This window comes from Mesorhizobium atlanticum (assembly GCF_003289965.1).
Taxonomy (GTDB): Bacteria; Pseudomonadota; Alphaproteobacteria; order Rhizobiales; family Rhizobiaceae; genus Mesorhizobium; species Mesorhizobium atlanticum.
In genome coordinates this window covers 439,362-459,332 of record NZ_QMBQ01000003.1, presented here as the reverse complement: position 1 = coordinate 459,332, position 19,971 = coordinate 439,362, and the positions used below count along the sequence as shown (strand labels likewise).

General features: G+C 64.7%; 17 protein-coding genes. 9 read left to right on the top strand and 8 right to left on the bottom strand.

The window, feature by feature from the left end:
- Window positions 1–26: 26 nt before the first annotated feature.
- A complete protein-coding gene (gene putA, locus DPM35_RS11900) occupies window positions 27–3,635 on the bottom strand; it encodes a bifunctional proline dehydrogenase/L-glutamate gamma-semialdehyde dehydrogenase PutA (protein WP_112127460.1) in 3,609 nt (1,202 codons plus the stop codon).
- A 164-nt stretch (window positions 3,636–3,799) separates the two neighbouring features.
- On the opposite strand from putA, the gene DPM35_RS11895 reads away from it, so the two are divergent.
- Entirely contained in the window at window positions 3,800–4,252 is a 453-nt protein-coding gene (locus DPM35_RS11895) for an Lrp/AsnC family transcriptional regulator (RefSeq protein WP_112127795.1), read from the top strand.
- Here the strand turns inward: DPM35_RS11895 and DPM35_RS11890 are convergent, their stop codons facing one another.
- A complete protein-coding gene (locus DPM35_RS11890; protein WP_112127459.1) occupies window positions 4,253–5,461 on the bottom strand; it encodes a cytochrome-c peroxidase in 1,209 nt (402 codons plus the stop codon).
- A 7-nt stretch (window positions 5,462–5,468) separates the two neighbouring features.
- Complete coding sequence (locus DPM35_RS11885; protein WP_112127458.1) at window positions 5,469–5,912, bottom strand: FixH family protein; 444 nt, start codon at window positions 5,910–5,912, stop codon at window positions 5,469–5,471.
- Between the two features lie 157 nt (window positions 5,913–6,069).
- Between DPM35_RS11885 and DPM35_RS11880 the strand changes: the two genes are divergently transcribed.
- A complete protein-coding gene (locus tag DPM35_RS11880) occupies window positions 6,070–6,990 on the top strand; it encodes a sugar kinase (protein ID WP_112127457.1) in 921 nt (306 codons plus the stop codon).
- Between the two features lie 45 nt (window positions 6,991–7,035).
- Here the strand turns inward: DPM35_RS11880 and DPM35_RS11875 are convergent, their stop codons facing one another.
- From DPM35_RS11875 to DPM35_RS11865, 3 genes are all read right to left on the bottom strand, one after another.
- Window positions 7,036–8,061 (bottom strand): aldose epimerase family protein, encoded by a 1,026-nt coding sequence (locus tag DPM35_RS11875; RefSeq protein WP_112127456.1) that lies wholly within the window; start codon window positions 8,059–8,061, stop codon window positions 7,036–7,038.
- Window positions 8,062–8,279: 218 nt separating this feature from the next.
- Entirely contained in the window at window positions 8,280–9,737 is a 1,458-nt protein-coding gene (locus DPM35_RS11870) for an NAD-dependent succinate-semialdehyde dehydrogenase (RefSeq protein ID WP_112127455.1), read from the bottom strand.
- Window positions 9,738–9,916: 179 nt separating this feature from the next.
- Complete coding sequence (locus tag DPM35_RS11865; RefSeq protein ID WP_112127454.1) at window positions 9,917–10,867, bottom strand: AEC family transporter; 951 nt, start codon at window positions 10,865–10,867, stop codon at window positions 9,917–9,919.
- 164 nt (window positions 10,868–11,031) lie between these two features.
- Between DPM35_RS11865 and DPM35_RS11860 the strand changes: the two genes are divergently transcribed.
- The 6 genes from DPM35_RS11860 to DPM35_RS11835 all read left to right on the top strand — a co-directional run bounded on the left by DPM35_RS11860 (window position 11,032) and on the right by DPM35_RS11835 (window position 16,717).
- Window positions 11,032–11,580 carry a histidine phosphatase family protein gene (locus DPM35_RS11860; protein ID WP_112127453.1) on the top strand — a complete coding sequence of 183 codons (549 nt, stop codon included), beginning with the start codon at window positions 11,032–11,034 and terminating at the stop codon, window positions 11,578–11,580.
- Between the two features lie 224 nt (window positions 11,581–11,804).
- Complete coding sequence (locus DPM35_RS11855; protein WP_040981809.1) at window positions 11,805–12,086, top strand: acyl carrier protein; 282 nt, start codon at window positions 11,805–11,807, stop codon at window positions 12,084–12,086.
- A gap of 54 nt (window positions 12,087–12,140) precedes the next feature.
- Window positions 12,141–13,331: a beta-ketoacyl-ACP synthase gene (locus DPM35_RS11850; RefSeq protein WP_112127452.1), complete on the top strand. Its 1,191-nt coding sequence runs from the start codon at window positions 12,141–12,143 to the stop codon at window positions 13,329–13,331.
- Window positions 13,332–13,359: 28 nt separating this feature from the next.
- Window positions 13,360–14,631 carry a beta-ketoacyl-ACP synthase gene (locus DPM35_RS11845; RefSeq protein ID WP_112127451.1) on the top strand — a complete coding sequence of 424 codons (1,272 nt, stop codon included), beginning with the start codon at window positions 13,360–13,362 and terminating at the stop codon, window positions 14,629–14,631.
- 38 nt (window positions 14,632–14,669) lie between these two features.
- Window positions 14,670–15,698, top strand: a complete 1,029-nt coding sequence (locus DPM35_RS11840; protein ID WP_112127450.1) for a zinc-binding dehydrogenase — start codon at window positions 14,670–14,672, stop codon at window positions 15,696–15,698.
- Window positions 15,699–15,718: 20 nt separating this feature from the next.
- A complete protein-coding gene (locus DPM35_RS11835; protein ID WP_112127449.1) occupies window positions 15,719–16,717 on the top strand; it encodes a lipid A biosynthesis lauroyl acyltransferase in 999 nt (332 codons plus the stop codon).
- 119 nt (window positions 16,718–16,836) lie between these two features.
- Here the strand turns inward: DPM35_RS11835 and DPM35_RS11830 are convergent, their stop codons facing one another.
- Together DPM35_RS11830 and DPM35_RS11825 are read right to left on the bottom strand one after the other, a co-directional pair.
- Window positions 16,837–17,679: a hypothetical protein gene (locus tag DPM35_RS11830; protein ID WP_146767937.1), complete on the bottom strand. Its 843-nt coding sequence runs from the start codon at window positions 17,677–17,679 to the stop codon at window positions 16,837–16,839.
- Between the two features lie 188 nt (window positions 17,680–17,867).
- Window positions 17,868–18,299, bottom strand: a complete 432-nt coding sequence (locus DPM35_RS11825; protein WP_112127447.1) for a L,D-transpeptidase — start codon at window positions 18,297–18,299, stop codon at window positions 17,868–17,870.
- Window positions 18,300–18,579: 280 nt separating this feature from the next.
- Here DPM35_RS11825 and DPM35_RS11820 point away from each other — a divergent pair, with 280 nt between their 5' ends.
- Entirely contained in the window at window positions 18,580–19,857 is a 1,278-nt protein-coding gene (locus tag DPM35_RS11820; protein ID WP_112127446.1) for an acetylornithine deacetylase/succinyl-diaminopimelate desuccinylase family protein, read from the top strand.
- Window positions 19,858–19,971: the final 114 nt, after the last annotated feature.

Genomic DNA, 19,971 nt, shown 5'->3' with positions numbered 1-19,971 from the left:
TCGAGTAGATCGTTTTTACCCTGCGCCTAAGCGGCTGCCAGCAAGCTGGCATTACCGCCTGCTGCCGTCGTATCGACGCACACCGCGCGCTCATGCGCGTAAGCAGCCGGGTTCAGCACCTCGCTGACCAGCGGCACGATGGGTCCGGCGCGGTCGGCGATCACCTTGCGCACGATGCGTGCCGCTTCCGGCGTGCCGGAGAAGGCGACGACATCGACGCGCAGCGAACGCGCCTCGACGGGGTCGGGCCGGCCGTCGATCGCGGCCAGCGGCAGGCCCTTGCCGGTCAGCGCCGACAGCGCCGCCGGCGCCCCTGGCGCCACCGCCAGCACCGCATTGCCAGCCGCGAGGGCCTGGATCGTCTGGGCAAGCAGCGTCTCGGTATCCGGACCGAGGCAAAGCACCCGGCCGCGCGGAGCCAGCGACAAAGTGTTGGCCTCGCCGGTCGGCCCGGGCAGGTCGACCTGGCCGAAATCGAGGCTGGCAGCCGCGGCGATTGCCGCGGCACCCTTGCCGCGCAGATGCTTGCGCAGGATCGCCACGCGATCCGGCCGCGTCGACCAGCCGCCCAGCGTCGGATCCGGCAGATTGTCGGCAAGCTCGGTCGCGGTCACCTTGTGGCCGTCGGCAACTTCCGTGCCGGCCTCCGGCCCCTTGCGGAAACGCCGCAGGTAATGCGGTCCGCCTGCCTTCGGGCCGGTGCCCGACAGCCCCTCGCCGCCGAAGGGCTGTGAGCCGACCACGGCGCCGATCTGGTTGCGGTTGACATAGATGTTGCCGGCATGGATGCCATCGACGAAATGCTGGACGCGGCCCTCGATACGCGTGTGCAGGCCGAAGGTGAGGCCGTAGCCCTTGCGGTTGATGGCGGCGATCACCTGGTCGATCTCGTCGGCATCGAAGCTCGCGACGTGCAGCACCGGGCCGAACACCTCGCGCTCCATCTCCTCGATGCCTTTGACGCGGAAGACATGCGGCGCGACGAAACGGCCGGTGGCCGGCGCTTCCAATTTCGCGATCAGCCGGCCTTCCAGCCCCTTCTTCTTGCAATAGTCACTGATCGAAGCCTGCGCCTCGTCGTCGATGACAGGCCCGACATCGGTCGAGATGGCCCAGGGATTGCCGATGTTGAGCGCTTCCATCGCGCCCTTCAGCATCTCCAGCATCTTCTTCTCGACATCCTTTTGGACGTAGAGCACGCGCAATGCCGAGCAGCGCTGTCCGGCGCTCTGGAAGGCGGAAGCGAGGATGTCGCGCACCGCCTGCTCCGGCAGCGCGGTCGAGTCGACGATCATCGCATTCAAGCCGCCGGTCTCGGCGATCAGCATCGCGTCGGGCGCGGCGGTCTCGGCCAGTTGCTTCTCGATCAGTTTTGCCACCTCGGTCGAGCCGGTGAAGCACACACCCGCGATGCGCGGATCGGCGGTGAGCGGCGCGCCGACCGAGGGCCCGTCGCCCGGCAGAAGCTGGATGACATCCTCCGGCACGCCGGCCTCACGCAGCATCTCGACGGCGCGGAAGGCGATCAGCGGCGTCTGCTCAGCGGGCTTGGCGATCACCGAATTGCCGGTGACCAGCGCCGCGGCGATCTGGCCGGTGAAGATCGCCAGCGGGAAGTTCCACGGCGAGATGCAGACGATCGCGCCGCGCGCTTCGGTGCCTGCCTCGGCATTGGCCGCCTCGGCCGCGTAATAGCGCAGGAAGTCGACGGCCTCGCGCACTTCCGCAACGCCGTCGGCCAGCGATTTGCCGGCCTCGCGGGTGGCGAGAGCGAAGAACTCGGCCGCATTGGCCTCGTAGAGGTCGGCGGCGCGGTTGAGGATCGCGGCGCGCTCGGCAACCGGGCGCTTCGCCCAGGCGGGCTGCGCGTCGACGGCGATGCGCACCGCGGTCGCCACCTGCTTGGCCGCCGCCTCATGCACGGTGCCGACCACCTCGTCCGGCTTGGCCGGATTGACGATCTGGCGCTGCTTGCCGTAGCCGGCGGCGCGCGTGACCGGCTTGGCGTGCCAGCGATCCGGCCCGGCAAATTCCGCCCTCGCCTTGTCGACGGCCGCGAGCGTCACCGGATCGGTGATGTCGAAGCCTTTCGAGTTGCGGCGTCCGGCGCCGAAGATCGCGGCTGGGCGCGCGATCGCCGGATTGGCCGCCGGCCCTTGCGTCTCGACCACCGCGAGCGGGTCGCGTGCGATCTCCTCGGGCTCGACTTCCTCGTCGGTCAACTGATGGACGAAGGAGGAGTTGGCGCCGTTTTCCAGCAGACGCCGGACCAGATAGGCAAGCAGGTCGGAATGCGCGCCGACGGGCGCATAGATGCGGCAGCGCGTGCCTTCGGCCTGCCGCACGGTTTCATGCAGCGCCTCGCCCATGCCGTGCAGGCGCTGGAACTCGAAGCTGTCGCGGTCCTTCGCCATCGACAGGATCGCCGCAACCGTGTGCGCGTTGTGCGTGGCAAACTGCGGATAGATGCGGTCGGTCATCGACAAAAGCTTCTTCGCGCAGGCCAGATAGGAAACGTCGGTGTTGGCCTTGCGGGTAAAGACCGGATAGCCGGACAGCCCAAGCGCCTGCGCCCGCTTGATCTCCGTGTCCCAGTAGGCGCCCTTGACCAGCCGCACCATGATCCGGCGGTCGTATTTCTTCGCCAGCGCGTAGAGCCAGTCGATGGCGAAGGCCGCGCGCGGGCCATAGGCTTGTACGACAACGCCGAAACCGTCCCAGCCGGCAAGCTCCGGTTCCGCCAGCACGCGTTCGATAACGTCGAGCGACAGGTCGAGGCGGTCGGCCTCCTCGGCATCGATGTTGAGGCCCATGCGCGAATGCCGGGCGGCAAGCGCCAGCGACAGAAGCCGCTCGGCCATGACCGGCAGCATGGTCTCGCGCTGCGCCACCTCGTAGCGCGGATGCAGCGCCGAGAGCTTGACCGAAATGCCGTGATTGTAGCGGATGTCGGGGCCGTTCGACCCGGCATCCAGCGACGAGATCGCATCCGCATAGGCGCGGTGGTAACGCAGCGCATCGGCCTCGGTGCGGGCCGCCTCGCCCAGCATGTCGAAGGAATAGAGGTAGCCTTTCTGCGTCATCGGCCGGCCGCGCTTGACGGCCTCGGCGATGGTGCGGCCGAGCACGAACTGTTCGCCCATCTCGCGCATCGCCGCGGCGACCGCCTTGCGGATCACCGGCTCGCCCAGCCTGCGCACCATGGCGCGCAGCGTGCCTTCGATGCCGCCCTCGCCTTCGTCGAGCACGCGGCCGGTCAGCATCAGCGCCCAGGTCGAGGCGTTGACGAAGATCGAGCTGGAACCGCCCGAATGCGCCGACCAGTCATGCGGCGCGATCTTGTCGGCGATGAGATCGTCCATCGTCTCGGTGTCGGGCACGCGCAGCAGCGCCTCGGCCAGGCACATCAACGCCACGCCTTCCTTGGTCGACAGGCCGTAGGCCGAGAGGAAAACCTCCATCAGCCTGGGATCGGTCGAGCCGCGCACCGCGCGCACCAGATCGGCGGCGCGGACCGAGATCGCCTTGCGCTCCTCGGCTGACAAGCCCGCCGCCGCCGACAGGCGCTTCACCGCCTCGTCTTCGTCGGGCAAATAATTGGCGCGGATCTGCTGGCGGATGGCGTCGAGCGACATATCGGGTCCATGAAAGCGAGCGTGAGCGAACAGTCCGGCGGCCACCGGACCGAATGGCGCAAGCTAGCACAGCTCCATATTTCTGTCGGTCCAAAGAAATCGACAAAATAGGTCAAATGAACTATCATAAGGGCCAAACCCCCATCATTATGACTGCCAAACCGATGATCGAAGACCAATTGGACCGCATCGACCGTAACATCCTCTCCGCGCTTGGGCGCGATGGCCGGCTTTCGATGTCGGAGCTGGCCGGCAAGGTCGGCCTGTCGAAGACGCCGGTGCAGGCGCGCGTGAAGCGGCTTGAGAAGGACGGCTACATAAGAGGCTACCGCGCCATCATCGATCGCGAGCGCATGGGCGAAGGCCATGTCGCCTTCGTCCAGGTGAAGCTGTCGGACACGCGCTCGGCGGCGCTCGACGCCTTCAACCGCGCGGTGCAGGGAGTGCCGGAGATCGAGCAATGCCACATGATGGCATCGAGCTTCGACTATCTGCTGAAGGTTCGCACCACCGACATCGCCGCCTATCGCCGTGTGCTCGGCGAGCGCATCTCGGCCCTGCCTCATGTCGCCCAGACGTCCACCTTTGTGGCGATGGAGACGGTGAAGGACAGATAGCTAGTCGGATAGCGTCTTGACGAACGCCACCAAGGCCGCCCGCTCGCGTTCGGACAGGTCGAGGGGGTGCACTTCCGATCCGCCTTCAACGCTGGGCGGCGCCTTCGAATAATGCGCCATCACTTCATCGAGCGTCGCGAACTGCCCGGCATGCATGTAAGGCGGGCGGTCCGCCGCGCCCCTGAGCGACGGCGTCTTGTAGGCGCGCATGATTTGCGGACCGTCCTTGACCATGAAGCGCAGCTCGCGGCAGGCGCTTTCGTCGCCGTCGCGGAACTTGCCGAAGCAGTTGAACGGGTCGGCCTGGACCTGCGCCACCGCATCGACCCGCCCGCGGTCCGGCGGCAGGCCGTCGGCGGGCGGCACACCGGTGTTGTGGAAGGCGTTGTCGGTGAAGCGCGGACCGTTGTGGCAGGACACGCAATTGGCCTTGCCGATGAACAGTTTCAGCCCGAGGATCTCTTCCGGCGAGAAAGCCGCGTCCCCTTCGGGTTTGGCGCCGGTCGCGAGATCGATGGCGAAGCGGTCGAAGCGCGTCTGCTGAGGTTCGATCGAGCGCTCGAAGGCGGCGATCGCCTTGCCGATATTGGCATAGACGCGGTTGACGTCATCTTGCTGAGCGGCGGACATCGCGTTCCACGCCGCCTTCTCGGCGTCGGTGCCGAGCGGGCTGGCATTGGCCGGCACGGTGGAAAGGTCGGGCAGCGGCCCAAAAATGCGCTCATAGCGCTCGCCGAACCGCTTCTCGATGTAATGCGCGAAAGCAGCCCGGTTTCCGGCCTGCTCCAGCGGGTTTTCCAGCGGCGTCAGCGCCTGCGCCCACAGGCTGTCGCGTCGCCCGTCCCAGAAGAACCACGGATTGCGCGCCACGCCCGCCAGCGGCATGGTGCGGCGGTTGGTGCGGCCGACGCCGACCGCCTGCGGCAGGTCGTCCTGGAACTGCCGGTCGATCTTGTGGCAGGTCGAGCAGGACACCGTGCCGTCACGGCTCATGCCGACATCGAAGAACAGTGTCGAGCCGAGCGCGGCGGCCGCCGGCGCATCCGCATACTGGTTCGTGGTGTCGGGTTTCAATGACGGCAGCGTGTTCAGCGCCAGTGATGCGATGGTCTTCTTCTCGGCGTCGTTGAACTGCGGCTCGCCGCAGCCGCCCAGCAAGGCGAGAGCAGCCAAAGCCAAGAGGCATGCAACGCTCGTCAGACGCCTCATCGCCCGCTCACAACACGATATTGAAGACGACGGAATCGGAACCCACCGCCGCCGAGATGGCGAAGCGCAATTGCCACCAGCCGCTCATGGTGAATTTTATACCGTCGATGCGGTAGCGCCCATCGCCCAGATAATCTGTCGCCTGCGGGCTGGTCGGCAGGCCGTGATCGTGCTGCGGCATGCCGCCGGAAACAGTGATGGCCGCGCCCTCCACCGGCGCGCCGGCGGCGGTCTTGAGCGTCAGCAGCCAGGACTGCAGCTCGCCCTGCCGGATGACGCCGCGCTCCGGCTCGAAGCTCGCCACGAACAGACCGTTCGCCGTGCTTTTCGAGCGCGAAATGTCTGGAGCAGGCGCCGGTTGCGGCAGCATCAGGTAGACGGCGGCCACGATGCCGACCAGCAACGCGGCCAGACCGAGACCCGCAAGGATGTAACGCCATATCGATGCCAAACCCGTTCCTCTTCGGCTGCTAACGTCGCGGGCCGCGCATCGCGTCCCGCCCTGCCTGTGGGAAATCGCTTCTGGCGCAAAATTCAGCCTTCGCCAAGCATGGCGCTGCCGGCCGCAAAAAGCTACAGCAACAAGACCTTAAGAAGGATAAGCTCCCATGGCCGCCAACGGAATCGCGTCGATCGGCGAGTGCATGATCGAACTGTCGGGACAGGCCGGCGCCAATTGGCGCATGGGCTTTGCCGGCGATACCTTCAACACGCTCTGGGCGTTGCATGCGCTGAGCCCGGATCGGCCGGCGATCTATGTCTCGGCCTTTGGCGACGACCCCTTCTCGCGCGACCAGATCGCCTTCTTCGGCCGGAACGGCATCGGCATCGGCAACAGTCCGGTCATTACCGGCGCGCGCCCCGGCCTTTACGCCATCACGCTCACCGGAGCCGAACGCGCCTTCACCTACTGGCGAAGCGATGCGGCCGCGCGCCAGCTCGCCTCCGATCCGGAAGCATTGGCGAAAAGCCTTGAAAACCAGGCGCTTGTCTATTTTTCCGGAATCACCCTGGCAATTCTGGACGAGGCCGCACGGAAGACCTTGCTGACGGCTATCGCGGCAGCCCGCGCGGCGGGTTCGCTCGTCGCCTTCGATCCGAACTACCGCCCGCGCCTGTGGCCAAGCCGCGAGGCAGCCCAGACCGCGATCCTGGATGCGCTTGCCGTGGCCGACATCGCGCTGCCGACCTTCCCGGACGAGCAGATGCTGTTCGGCGACGAGACACCGGAGATCACAGCCAAGCGTCTCGGTAAACTGACCGGCGAGGTGATCGTCAAGAATGGCGAGCAGCCGGCCTTGATTGCCGTGAGCGGCGCTTCACAAACCATCGACGCGGTTCCCGTCGCCACGCCGGTCGACACCACCGGCGCCGGGGACTCTTTCAACGGCGGCTATCTTGCCGCCCGGCTTGCCGGCCATGCACCCGCCAACGCGGCTCGCCGCGCGCACAAAGTCGCCGCCGCGGTTGTCCAGGTTCGCGGCGCGCTTGCTCCATTCGAGACGTTGAAAGCTGCCTTCGACAGTTGAGCGCCGTCGAAGCTTTAGCACACATTACTTCAATACCGAAAAACCTTAAGGCAACCGGAACCGGTATTCAGTCACCTGATGATAGATCTGCCCGGGCCACAGGGTGGCTTGCGGGAAATAGGGCCGGTTCGGCGCGTCCGGCCAGGTCTGCGCTTCCAGGCAGAGACCCGAAAACGCCTTGTAGCGGCGGCCGCCGAGGCCCGGCGACGTCGGCGCGACATACTGGCCGCTATAAAGTTGCAGGCCGGGCTCGGTGGTCCAGACTTCCATCTCGACGCCGGAACTGGCGCCTTGCACCCATGCCGCCTGGTGCAGCGGCCCGCGGCTGGAGGCGAGGCAGTAATTCAGGTCGTAGCGAAGCTGCTCGCCTTCCATTTCCATGCGCAGCGCCCGCGCCTGCCGGAAATCGAAAGGCGTGCCGTCGACCGGCTTCACCACGCCGGTCGGGATCATCTCGTCATCGACGGGCGTGTAGGCGCCGGCGTTGAGCATCAGCCGGTGGTCGAGGATGTCGCCGGCGCCGCCATCGTCGAGATTGAAATAGGAGTGCTGCGCCAGATTGCAGAGCGTCGGCTCCTCGCAAGTCGCGGTCAGCTCCATGCTGAGCGTGCCGGGGATCTTCAGCCGGTACGTGCAGGTGACGTCGAGCGCGCCTGGAAAACCCATCGCGCCGTCCGGATCGTGCAGCGTCAGCGTCACGAAATCACGGCCATGCAGCGAGACAGTCCATGGCCGGTGGAAATAGCCTTCCGAGCCGCCATGCAGGGTGTGCTTGCCGAGAAAATTCCGCTCCGTCTGGTAGCGGTTGCCGGCGATCGTGAAGCGGCCGCCGCCAATGCGGTTGGCGAAGCGGCCGACGACTGCACCGAAGAAGGCGCCGTCGGTCTCGTAAGGTTCGAAGCGGTCGTAGCCCAGCACCAGCGGCGCGTCGTGGCCGGAAAGACGCAGGTCCTGGACGATCGCCCCGAGCCCTATGATGTTGGCGGTGAGCCCGCCTCCCCGGATCGTGAACCGGCGCACGGCCTCGCCCGCCTGCGTCGTGCCGAAGACCTCGCCGTCTTTCATCGCCATGCCCGAAACATCATTGCCCGATCCCTGGATTTAGGCCGGCCACGCATCATCCGGCAAGGGCAGGCATAAGCAATTCCAGGAAAAGTGCGCGGCGGTCAGGCTCGGCGACTTTGCCGTAGCCCTCCGTCCGAATTGCGTCAAAACAAAGCGCTGGAGCAGTTCACCGCTTCCTGAAACGGTGAACTGCTCTAAGCGCCTGCCCTGTCCAGGGATCGATATCAGAGCCCGAGGCCGCCGAAGCAGGCATATTTGGTGTCGAGATAGTCCTCGATACCCTGATGCCCGCCTTCGCGGCCGAGACCCGATTCCTTGACGCCGCCGAACGGCGCCTCGGGTGTGGTGATCAGGCCTTCGTTGACGCCGACCATGCCGTATTTCAGGCCTTCCATGACCCGGAAGGCGCGGCCGAGATTGCCGGTGTAGAAATAAGCGGCGAGGCCGAACTCGGTGTCATTGGCCAAGGCCACCGCCTCTTCCTCGGTCTCGAACTTGAACACGGGCGCGATCGGCCCAAAGATCTCTTCCTTCATGAAGCGCATGTTCGGCGTGGCGCCGGAGATCACCGTCGGCTGGAAGAACGAGCCGCCCAGCGCATGGCGCTTGCCGCCGGCGACGACCTTGCCGCCCTTGGACGTCGCGTCGGCGATGAATTCCTCGACCTTTTCGACCGCCCTCTCGTCGATCAGCGGTCCCTGCTGCACGCCTTCCTCGAGGCCCGAGCCGACCTTGAGGTTGTTGCTGGCGGCGGCGAGCTTCTCGACGAACTGGTCATAGATGCCTGCCTGGACGAGGAAGCGGTTGGTGCACACGCAGGTCTGGCCGGAATTGCGGTACTTCGCAGTGATGGCGCCGGCCACCGCGCGGTCGACATCGGCGTCGTCGAAGACCAGGAACGGCGCGTTGCCGCCGAGTTCCATCGACACCTTCTTGACCGTCGTGGCGGACTTCTGGATCAGCAGCTTGCCGATTTCGGTCGAACCGGTGAAAGTGATCTTCTTGACCAGCGGATTGGTGCAGAGTTCGTCGCCAATCTCGCCTGCCGAACCGGTAACGACGTTGACGACGCCCTTCGGGAACCCGACTTCCTCGACGAGCGCACCCCAGGCGAGGCCCGAATAAGGGGTCTGCGAGGCAGGCTTCACCACCGCGGTGCAGCCGGCGGCCAAGGCCGGGCCGATCTTGCGGGCGAGCATCGAGGACGGGAAGTTCCACGGCGTGATGGCGGCGATGACGCCGACCGGCTCCTTGGTCACCAGGATGCGGCGGTCGCCCCATGGCGACGGTACGATGTCGCCATAGACGCGGCGGCCTTCCTCGGCGAACCACAGGATGTAGCTCGCGGCCGAGCCGATCTCGCCCTTGGATTCGGCGAGCGACTTGCCCTGCTCGATGGTCAGCAGCTCGGCCAGCACGTCCTGATTGTCCATCATCGCGTCATGCAGCTTGCGCAGCAGCTTCGAGCGCTCGAGCGCGGTGGTCTTGCGCCAGCTCTTGAAGGCCTCCTCGGCGGCCTCGATGGCGCGGCGGGTCTCGGCCTTGCCGGCCTTCGGCACGGTGCCGATCTTCAAACCCGTCGCCGGATTGTTGACGTCGATGGTCTGGCCGCTGTCGGCCTGAACCCATTCGCCATTGATGAGATTGGCCTGGCGCATGAAATGGCTGGTTTTCTGAAGCATGGTCTGGCCTCCGTTCGGCGCGCTGATCGCGCCGCTTTTTCTGAATATCCGTTGAAGCGTGCTTCAAGAGCCGCACGCCGGCGCATTGCTCTTACCGAGGGAAAGGCGGGCAAGCAATCACAAGATGGCATATAGGGGTTGGGCCAGGGAAAGCGAGCCGCGTATCAGCTTTCTGACGCCTATCCGAAAATATGCACGACCACCGTCAGCCAGAACGCCGTGGTTACCACCGCGCTTGCGGTGGCAAGCGTCATCTGGTTCGAGGCCAGCGCCTGGCCGGTGTTGAACTGGACGGCGATCAGGTAGGAATTGATACCCGAAGGGAGTGCTGCAACAACCACCGCGACCTTTGCCGTCAGCGGCGGCAGGCCAAGCAACCAGACGAAGGCCAGCACCAGCGCCGGCATCAGGAACAGCTTCAGCCCCGACAGTGCCAGCGCCGGCCGGATATTGCCGGAGATGCCGAAGCGGCGCAGGCTGAGCCCCATGGCGAAGAGAGCCACCGGGCCGGCCGTGGCGGCGAGCGTGTCGACGAGTCGTTCGACAAGGTCCGGCAGCGGCGCGCCGGTGATGCGCGAGGCCAGCCCCGCCAGGATGCCGATGATCAGCGGGTTGATGAACAGCCGCCTGAGAAAGCTTTTGATCACACGCAGCGGGTGGACCGTCTCGCCGCTGCCGCGTCCGAACATCTCGAACAGCACGATCGAGGCCATCATCATGATCGGCAGGTGGACCGACACCAGCAGCGACAGTACCTCGAAGCCGCTGGCGCCGAACACGCCGAGGATGAAAGGCGCGCCGAGCAGCACGACATTGGAATAGGCCGAAGACACGCCGCCGACGATGCCCGCGCGGGCATCCCGTCCGAACAGCCTTGTCGTCACCAGATGGCCCGCGGCCCAGGTGATGGCGACGGCGGCGAAATAAGCGCCCCACAGCGGCCACGGCGTGACGCCGTGGAAATCCGACTTGACCATGGTTTGGAACAGAAGCAGCGGCATCGCCACGTTGACCGCGAATTCGGAGATGCCCTCTCCGCTCGCCGGCCTCAGATAACCGGTCAGCCCGGCCAGATAGCCGAGCGCCACGAGGCTGAAGACGAAGAGGACGGTTTCGGTGAGCGGAGTCATTTTACGGGCGAAAACATTTTTCCCGTGATAGGCGAGCCCCGACCGCGGTGCAATCGGCGCGACGCTCCTGTCTCCGGCGCCTCTGCTTGTTTTCCGGACGGCTTTGCGGTCCCTATATGCCAATCACGGCCGTGGCCCGCCCGGGTCGCCATAAGGGACTTTCGATGCTGCGACTTGTTCTGGCGCTTTTTCTCCTGGCTGTTCCGAACCTTGCCCATGCGACCGACGCCGGCTGGGCGCTGCTGCGCGACGGCGGCCATGTCGTGCTGCTTCGCCACGCCTTCGTCACCGGTGCAACCGACCCGGCGAATTTCGACATTGGCAATTGCGCGACCCAGCTTAACCTGTCGGAGCGCGGCAAGCAGGAGGCGAGCCGCATCGGCGCGCTGTTCGCGGCGCGCGCAGCACCCATCGATCACGTACTTTCCAGCCGCTACTGCCGCTGCCTCGACACTGCCCGCATCGCCTTCGAATCCGAGCCGCAACCTTTCGCGCCGCTCGATCTGCTGAAAACCGACCCTGGCGAGAAAGCCGCGCAGATCGCCGCAATCATGAAGGAGATCCGCGGCTATTCAGGCTCCGACAATCTGGTGCTGGTCACGCATCTCGAAAACATCGAAGCGCTTACCGGCGTGGCGCCGCGCGAGGGCGAGGCCGTGGTCGTGGCGCCGGACGGCGACGGCCTCAAGGTGCTGGGACGCGTGACTTTCTGACGGCCGGTTATCCATTTTCAAGGGGCATTTGTTGCAGAAATGCAACCGGCGGCGACCGCGAACGCGATTCAGGAAGACCGGCGTATTGCTTTTGAATTGCGTTCCCAAAGCCGGCGCCCCATCTGCCCCCAGCGCATCAGGCCTTTTCCTGCCGGGAAAAACCGATTAGACAGCGCCCAAACAAGATGCGGACAGATTCCGCCCGCAACCCGAAGGAAGAGCCCTTGTCCACCACGTTCGAGAAAGTCGCCAAGATCATTGCCGACACCAGCGAGATCGATATCGACACCATCACGCCCGAGAGCCACACGATCGACGATCTCGGCATCGACAGCCTCGATTTCCTCGACATCGTCTTTGCCATCGACAAGGAATTCGGCATCAAAGTGCCGCTGGAGAAGTGGACGCAGGAGGTCAACGACGGCAAGGCTTCGACCGACGACTACTTCGTCATGAAGAACCTCTGCGCCAAGATCGACGCGCTGGTCGCGGCCAAGAACGCCTGAGGCGCTCGGGCGCGGTCTTGACGCGCCCAGCCTGCTGACCCAAAACAGCCGCCCATGAGCAGCCCGCACGACGTCGTTATCACCGGCATAGGCCTTGTCTCCTCGCTGGGAGAGGGTCCGGACGCGCATTGGCAAAAGCTTACGCAGCCTGGTTTCCAGCCGGTGCTCGATGCAGAGCGTTTCGCCCCCTATACCATTCATCCCCTGCCCGAGATCGACTGGAACCTGCAAATCGCCAAGCGCGGCGACCAGCGCCAGATGGAAACATGGCAGCGGCTCGGCACCTATGCCGCCGGGCTTGCGCTGGACGATGCCGGCATCAAGGGCAATGACGAGCTTTCCACGACCATGGACATGGTGGTGGCCGCCGGCGGTGGCGAGCGCGACGAAGCCGTCGACGCCGCGATCCTCGCCGCCTCCGAGAGCCGCAACGACCGCGACGTGCTGCTCAACGAGAAGCTGACGACGGAATTGCGGCCGACTTTATTTCTCGCCCAGCTTTCCAACCTCCTCGCCGGCAACATCTCGATCGTCCACAAGGTCACCGGTTCCTCCCGCACCTTCATGGGCGAGGAAGGCGCGGGTGTCTCGGCCGTCGAGACGGCTGCCGCGCGCATCCGCTCCGGGCAATCGACCCATGTTTTGGTCGGCGGCGCCTTCCAGACCGAGCATTCCGACATGCTGCTCGGCTATGAGCTTGCCGGCTACCTGCATCGCGGCCCGTGGAAGCCGGTCTGGCAACGCCAGGGTTCCGAAGGCGGCGGCGTGGTGACGGGCTCGGGTGGCGCTTTCCTGGTGCTGGAGCAGCGCGAGCACGCGAAAAGCCGCGGCCGAAGGATCTACGCCGAGCTCGGCCCCATCGTGTCCGGCCGTGCCAGACGCCGGCGCGGCGAGTTGAATTCAGAAATTGCCGCCCTGTTGGAGCAGGCCCACCTTCCCGATGGCGACCTGTTGACGATTTCCGCCGCCTCCGGCGCCCATGCCGCAACGGCCGCCGAAAAAACGGTGCTTGACGCCAACCCGGCTTTGGCCGTGCGCGCCTTCTCGACGCTGACCGGTCATATGAAGGAAGCGCAGTTCCCCTTCGCCGTGGCGCTCGCGGCCATGGCGATCGACCGCAAGGCCGGTTACCCCGTTTTCGACGCCACGGCCGAGAAGCCGTTTGACGGTGCGCCGGGGACAGTCCTTGCAACTGCGATCGGCTATCACCAATTCGAGGGCATGGGGCTGATCAAAGCGGCCTGAGGTACCATCGAGGCTGTCAGGACAAAACATGGCCAATCTCAAAGACCATATGGGCAGGCCGGTCGTGGCCGTCACCGGCATCGGCGTCGTGACGTCACTGGGCGTCGGCAAGACCGACAACTGGGCGGCGCTGACGTCCGGCAAATCCGGCATCCATCCGATCAGCCGTTTTCCGGTCGACCACCTCAACACCCGCATTTCCGGCATGGTCGACTTCCTGCCGTCGAGCTCGAAGGGCGCAAGCCACCTCACTTACGAACTGGCCGAGACCGTTGCCCAGGAAGCCGTGTCGGAAGCAGGCCTCGATTCCGGCGATTTCGGCGGCCCGCTGTTCCTGGCCTCGCCGCCGGTCGAGCTCGACTGGGCCGACCGTTTCTCGCTCTACAATTCCGACAAGAAGGATGGCGGTTCCGAGAGATTGCTGCGCGTCGCCCGCGCGTTGAAGGAGCTCGACATCTTCGAAACCACCCAGTTCGGCTCGATCGCCGACCGCCTGGCCGACCGCTTCGGCACGCGCGGCCTGCCGATCACGCTCTCGACCGCATGCGCTTCGGGAGCCACCGCCATCCAGCTCGGCGTCGAGGCGATCCGTCGCGGCGAATGCGACAAGGCGCTGTCGATCGGCGCCGACGGCTCGGCGACAGCCGAGGCGCTGATCCGCTTCTCGCTGCTCTCGGCGCTCTCCACTCACAACGACATCCCGGAAAAGGCCTCAAAGCCCTTCTCCAAGGACCGCGACGGCTTCGTGCTGGCCGAGGGGTCGGGGGCGCTGGTGCTGGAATCGCTGGAAGCCGCGCTGGCCCGCGGCGCGACGATCCTCGGCATCATGCGCGGCTGCGGCGAGAAGGCCGACGACTTCCACCGCACCCGCTCCAAGCCTGATGCGTCACCGGCGATCGCGGCGGTGCGCGCCGCCCTTGCCGATGCGGGCATGAGCGAGGACGAGATCGAGTATGTCAACGCGCACGGCACTTCGACGCCGGAAAACGACAAGATGGAGCATCTGTCGCTATCCACTGTCTTCGGCGAGCGTATCGGCTCGATGCCGGTCTCGTCGAACAAGTCGATGATCGGCCACACGCTGTCGGCCGCCGGTGCGGTCGAGGCCGCCTTCTCGCTGATGACCATGCGCGAAAGCGTCATCCCGCCGACCATCAATTACGACAATCCGGATCCGGCTATTGTCCTCGACGTCGTCCCGAACAAGAAGCGCAACGCCGAGGTCGGCACGGTCTTGTCGAACTCCTTTGGCTTCGGTGGTCAGAACACCTGCCTTGTCATGGCGCGGGAACCGGTCTAAGCGGACATTTTTCCGCTTTTGACGAACTGACAGGCTCAATGCGCGCATTGCAACTTATCGAGGACCGCCGTCTCGAAACGGTGGACCTGCCGCCTCCCCCGCCGCCTTCCTTGGGCGAAGTGACGCTCCGCATCAAGGCGGTGGCGCTCAACCATATCGATGTCTGGGGCTGGCGCGGCATGGCCTTTGCCAAGCGCAAGCTGCCGCTGGTCGTCGGCGCCGAAGCCGCCGGCGAGGTCGAAGCGGTCGGCCCTGGCGTCTCCAACCTCCAGCCCGGACAATTGGTCTCGATCTACGGCGCGCGCACCTGCGGCCTCTGTCGCGCCTGCCGCGAAGGCCGCGACAATCTCTGCGAGCATGTTTCCGGCGTCCACGGCTTCCATCTTGACGGCTTCGCCCAGGAAAAGATCAATCTGCCGGCGCGCCTGCTGGTACCCGCTCCTCCCGGCGTCACCGAGATCGGCGCGGCGGTCGCGCCCGTAACCTTCGGCACGGTCGAGCACATGCTGTTCGACAACGCGAAGCTGGAACCCGGCGAGACCATTCTCGTCCATGCCGGCGGCTCCGGTATCGGCACCGCCGCCATCCAGTTGGCCAAGAAGATGGGCTGCACGGTCATCACCACGGTCGGCTCGAACGACAAGATCGACAAGGCCAAGGCACTCGGCGCCGACCACGTCATCAACTACCGCGAGGACCGCTTCGAAGGCGTCGTGCGCAAGCTGACGAAGAAGAAGGGCGTCGACGTGGTGTTCGAACATGTCGGCGCGGATACATTTGCCGGCTCGATGCTCTCCTTGAAGCGCGGCGGGCGCCTCGTCACCTGCGGCTCGACCTCCGGCGTGTCGACGCAGGTCAATTTGATGCAGCTCTTCCAGCAGCAGCTGAAGCTGCTCGGCTCCTTCGGCTGCCGCATGGAGAACATGGCCAACGCCATGCAGAAGATGGCCGCCGGTCTTGTCGCCCCTGTCATCGATACCGAGGTGGGTTTCGACGACATCGATGCGGCGCTGAAGCGCATGGAAGGCCGCGACGTCTTCGGCAAGATCATCCTGCGCGTTTCCTAAAGCAGTTCCAGGAAAGGCGGATGGTCGGCAACGCGCTCAGGAAAGCCCGCCGGGACTTCATGTTCCGCTACGGCCGGCGGCTGCGCCAGATGGAGCACTGGCTGGTCGCCAGGCTCGCCATGGTGTTGCTCTCGCTGCTGCGCCTGTTGCCTCCGGACAACGCGCTCAACTTCGCCGACCGCGCCGCCCGCCGGGTCGGCCCGCTTGTCGGGCGCCATCGCGTCGCGGTCAACAATCTGCGCCTTGCCTATCCGCAGAAGAGCGACGCCGAAATCGAGGCCATCGCGCGCGACATGTGGGGCAACATGGCCCGCCTCGCGGCGGAATACATCTTCCTCGACGCGCTGTTCGACTTCGACCCGGACGCTGCGAAGCCTGGCCGGGTCGAGGTTCGCGGCATCGAGCATTTCGTCGAGATCGCCGGCGAGAAGAAACCTCACATCCTCTTCACCGGCCATCTCGGCAATTTCGAGCTGCTGCCGGTGGCCGCGGCCACGTTCGGCATGAACATCACGGCGCTGTTTCGCCCGCCGAACAACCCCTACCTCGCCGACTACATCCATTCGACGCGCCGCTCCTCTATGGGCGCGCTGCTGCCCTCCTCCACCGGCGCATCGTTCGCCCTCGCCGCCATTCTCGAGAAAGGCGGCAACATCGGCGTGCTGGTCGATCAGAAATTCTCGGGCGGCGTGGAGACGACCTTCTTCGGCCGCCTGTGCCAGACCAATCCGATGCTCGGCATGCTGGCCCGGCACTACGACTGCGATGTCTATCCCGCCCGCTGCGTCAGGCTGCCGGGCAACCGCTTTCGTCTTGAGATCGAGGACAAGCTGGACTTGCCGCGCACCGAGGACGGCAGCGTCGACGTCGACGCCACCACCCAGCTGCTCACCGATGTGGTCGAGCGCTGGGTGCGCGAGGATCCAGGACAGTGGATGTGGTTCCACAAGCGATGGGAAATCAGCGGCCGCCGCCGCAAGCGCAGACAGGCAAAACAAGCCAGCCTGGACGCTCAGTAGTCGAGACCTGGCGGAGCACGCCTGGACAATACCCGGCGCTTGCTGCCCAAAAGAAAGGCCGCGAAGATTGATCCTCGCGGCCTCGATATTGGCTTAACTGTCAGGCCTGCGCGGCAATTTCAGAAGAGCGGCAATGTGAAGTTCGGCCGATAAGTATCCATGGTAGCGCCGTTGCGGTCTTCGGAAAGCAAGGTATCTGCGCCAAAGCTTGCCCTGAGGCCGACGACATATTTGTGCACGTTCACGCTGCCCGAAGACCCGCTTGCCGTCAGGTGATCCAGTTGGTAGCGCCCGAACACCGACCAAGGCGTACCGGAAAACCGGTAGGTGGCCTGTAAGGCACCCGTGACAGTATCTAGATGTCCGCCATCGGCCGAAAGTCGCGAAAAGCCGAGCTCGCCATCGAACCGAAGGTTGTCTTGGGCGAAGAAGCGCACTACGCCGCGACCGCCCCAATTGTCGAAATGTTCGGATTCGCCGCTGGCTCGCAACTGACCATAATAAACCTGACCATAGACGGTCACATTGCCGAAATAGGCTTGAGCTTCAGGGCCGAAGCTGAAGCTATAGAGGTTCGCGTCACTGATGCCTTCGTCGCCGCCGTATCCCGTGATTGTGGCAAACCCGCCGAGCGCATAAGAGCTTGGGTCGCGCCAGTAGCCGTGGACCGCGCCGCCGTAGCTGTAGATATTCACGCCCTGGATCCAGATCGAGTCCACCACCGCGTCCGTCTGAATGTTCCAGCGGGCGTCGATCGGGAAGTTGACCCTAGCCGCGCCACCTGCAGCGGTGCCCGTGGCGTGGTCACCAGGGACCGACACATAGAGACCACCCACATAGAGTTCGCCGTAACCGGAAATGTGCGGCTGGGCGAGTTCCTGATCCAGAACAACCGGCGCATCTGCAGCGAAAGCAGCCGTTGCAGTAGCCGCGATCGCGGTGCCCAAAAGAAATCGATACATTACAGCCCCCCAGCAGCAGAACTAACACGTCGTACTTACCACTGTCGCCTCATGCAAACCAGCTTCGGCAATGCTACTGAATGCATAAGCCGTTGTTTTTCGGAGCATGTGAGGCATCGCTGCAACGCCGCGCTGACGAGCAGGCAGCAATGCTGCCCGCGACTGTCAGAGAAGCATTGTCATCCGGTTCAGTTGGTGACGACGATCCGCGTGTTGCCGAACCCGACTTCCTTGACCATCGAATAGAAGGTCGCGGCATTGGCCGGATGCAGGCGCACGCAGCCATGCGACGCCGGGCGTCCGAGATTTCTGACCGCCCCGGTGCCGTGAATGGCGAAGCCGCCGTGGAAGAACACCGAATAAGGCATCGGCGAGTTGTCATACTTGCGCGAATACCACATCCGGGCGGTCCATTGCGGCTGGTAGCTGCCGCGCGGCGTGAAATATCCAGGACGCGCCGTCGACACGCTCCAGCGGTAGAGCACTTGGCCATATTTGCTGACGGTCATGGTCTGCGACGACACGTCGATATTGGCGACCAGCGTGGCCGCCCGACTTGCGATAGACATGCCGAACAACGCGGTCGCCAGCACGGTTGCCATGAGAACGAAGTTTTTCATGCGATCAAACCCCTTTGATTGCCCCCTGCCATTGACGCGGTTTTTCCATCTTTTTGCCGGCAGATGCGTTAAGTACCACACACTCCTTGACGATTCCGCCAATCCAATGCGGTGAATTTGAACGATTTTCCCGGCATAGTTGCCGCTGCGACACGCACCCTCTTGAGTTTAAACACGGGCATTGGGCCATGCCCGGATCGTCGTGTGGCAATGAGCAACTGGTTGCTTGCAAAAGCGCTGCGTTCCTTCTTCAATCCGCCGGATGAATGAACGACTTCGCATGAATGAGCGACTTTTCGGGGCGGTCGAGGACCGGACAGACGAACTCGTTGCGCTGACCGCGGATCTGATCCGCTTCCCGACGGTCAATCCGCCAGGCGAGGCCTATCGGCCATGCGCCGAGTTCCTTGGCGCGCGTCTGAAGAAACTCGGCTTCGAAACCGAATTCATCCGTGCCGAGGGCGCGCCAGGCGACAGCGACCGCTATCCGCGAGTCAACGTGGTCGCGCGCTTCGACGGCCGCTCGCCCGGCCCCTGCGTGCATTTCAACTCGCATATCGACGTGGTCGAGGCGGGCGACGGCTGGACCGTCGATCCCTTTGCCGGCGTGGTGAAGGACGGCAGGGTCTATGGCCGCGGCGCTTGCGATATGAAGGGCGGCCTGGCGGCCTCCGTCATCGCCGCCGAAGCCTTCATGGCGACCTATCCCGACTTTCCAGGCGCGATCGAGATATCGGGCACGGCGGACGAGGAATCTGGCGGCTTCGGCGGCGTCGCCCATCTGGCGAGGCTCGGCTATTTCTCGAAGCCGAAGGTCGACCACGTCATCATCCCGGAGCCGCTGAACAAGGATCGCATCTGCCTTGGCCATCGCGGCGTCTGGTGGGCCGAGATCGAGACCAAGGGCGAGATCGCGCATGGCTCGATGCCGTTCCTCGGGGACAACGCGGTGCGCCATATGGGCGCCGTGCTGCAGGCTTTCGAGGAGGACTTGTTCCCGGCGCTCGACCGCAAGATGACGCGCATGCCGGTGGTGCCCGAGGGCGCCCGGCGCTCGACCATGAACATCAATTCCATCCATGGCGGCCAGACCGAGGATTTCCGGCCCGGACTTCCCTCGCCCAACGTGCCTGATTGGTGCCGGCTCACCATCGACCGGCGCTTCCTGCTCGAAGAGGACATCGCCACTGTGAAGGGCGAAGTCACCGGCATCCTCGAGCGGCTGAAGCGCGAGCGCAAGAAATTCGACTACGAGATCCGCGACCTGATGGAGGTGCTGCCGCTGATGACGGAGCGTGACGCGCCGGTGGTGAAGGCCGTCGCGAAAGGCATCATGGAGGTGTTCGATCGCGAACCCGACTATGTGATCTCGCCCGGCACCTACGACCAGAAGCACGTCGCGCGCCTCGGCCATCTCTATGACTGCATCGCCTACGGCCCGGGTATTCTCGACCTTGCGCATAGGCCGGACGAATGGGTCGGCATCGCCGACATGGTGGAATCGGCCAAGGTGATGGCGATCGGCCTCAATGTGCTCTTGCGCGGCACGACCGGATGACAGGTAAAAACATTCCACCTGGCGCCGCCCGGCAGCACGAAACGCAATTTACTCGCGCGCCAAATCACGCTTCTATCCGCCGGCTTGAGCAGGTTTGAGCAATGGGAGTTCAGC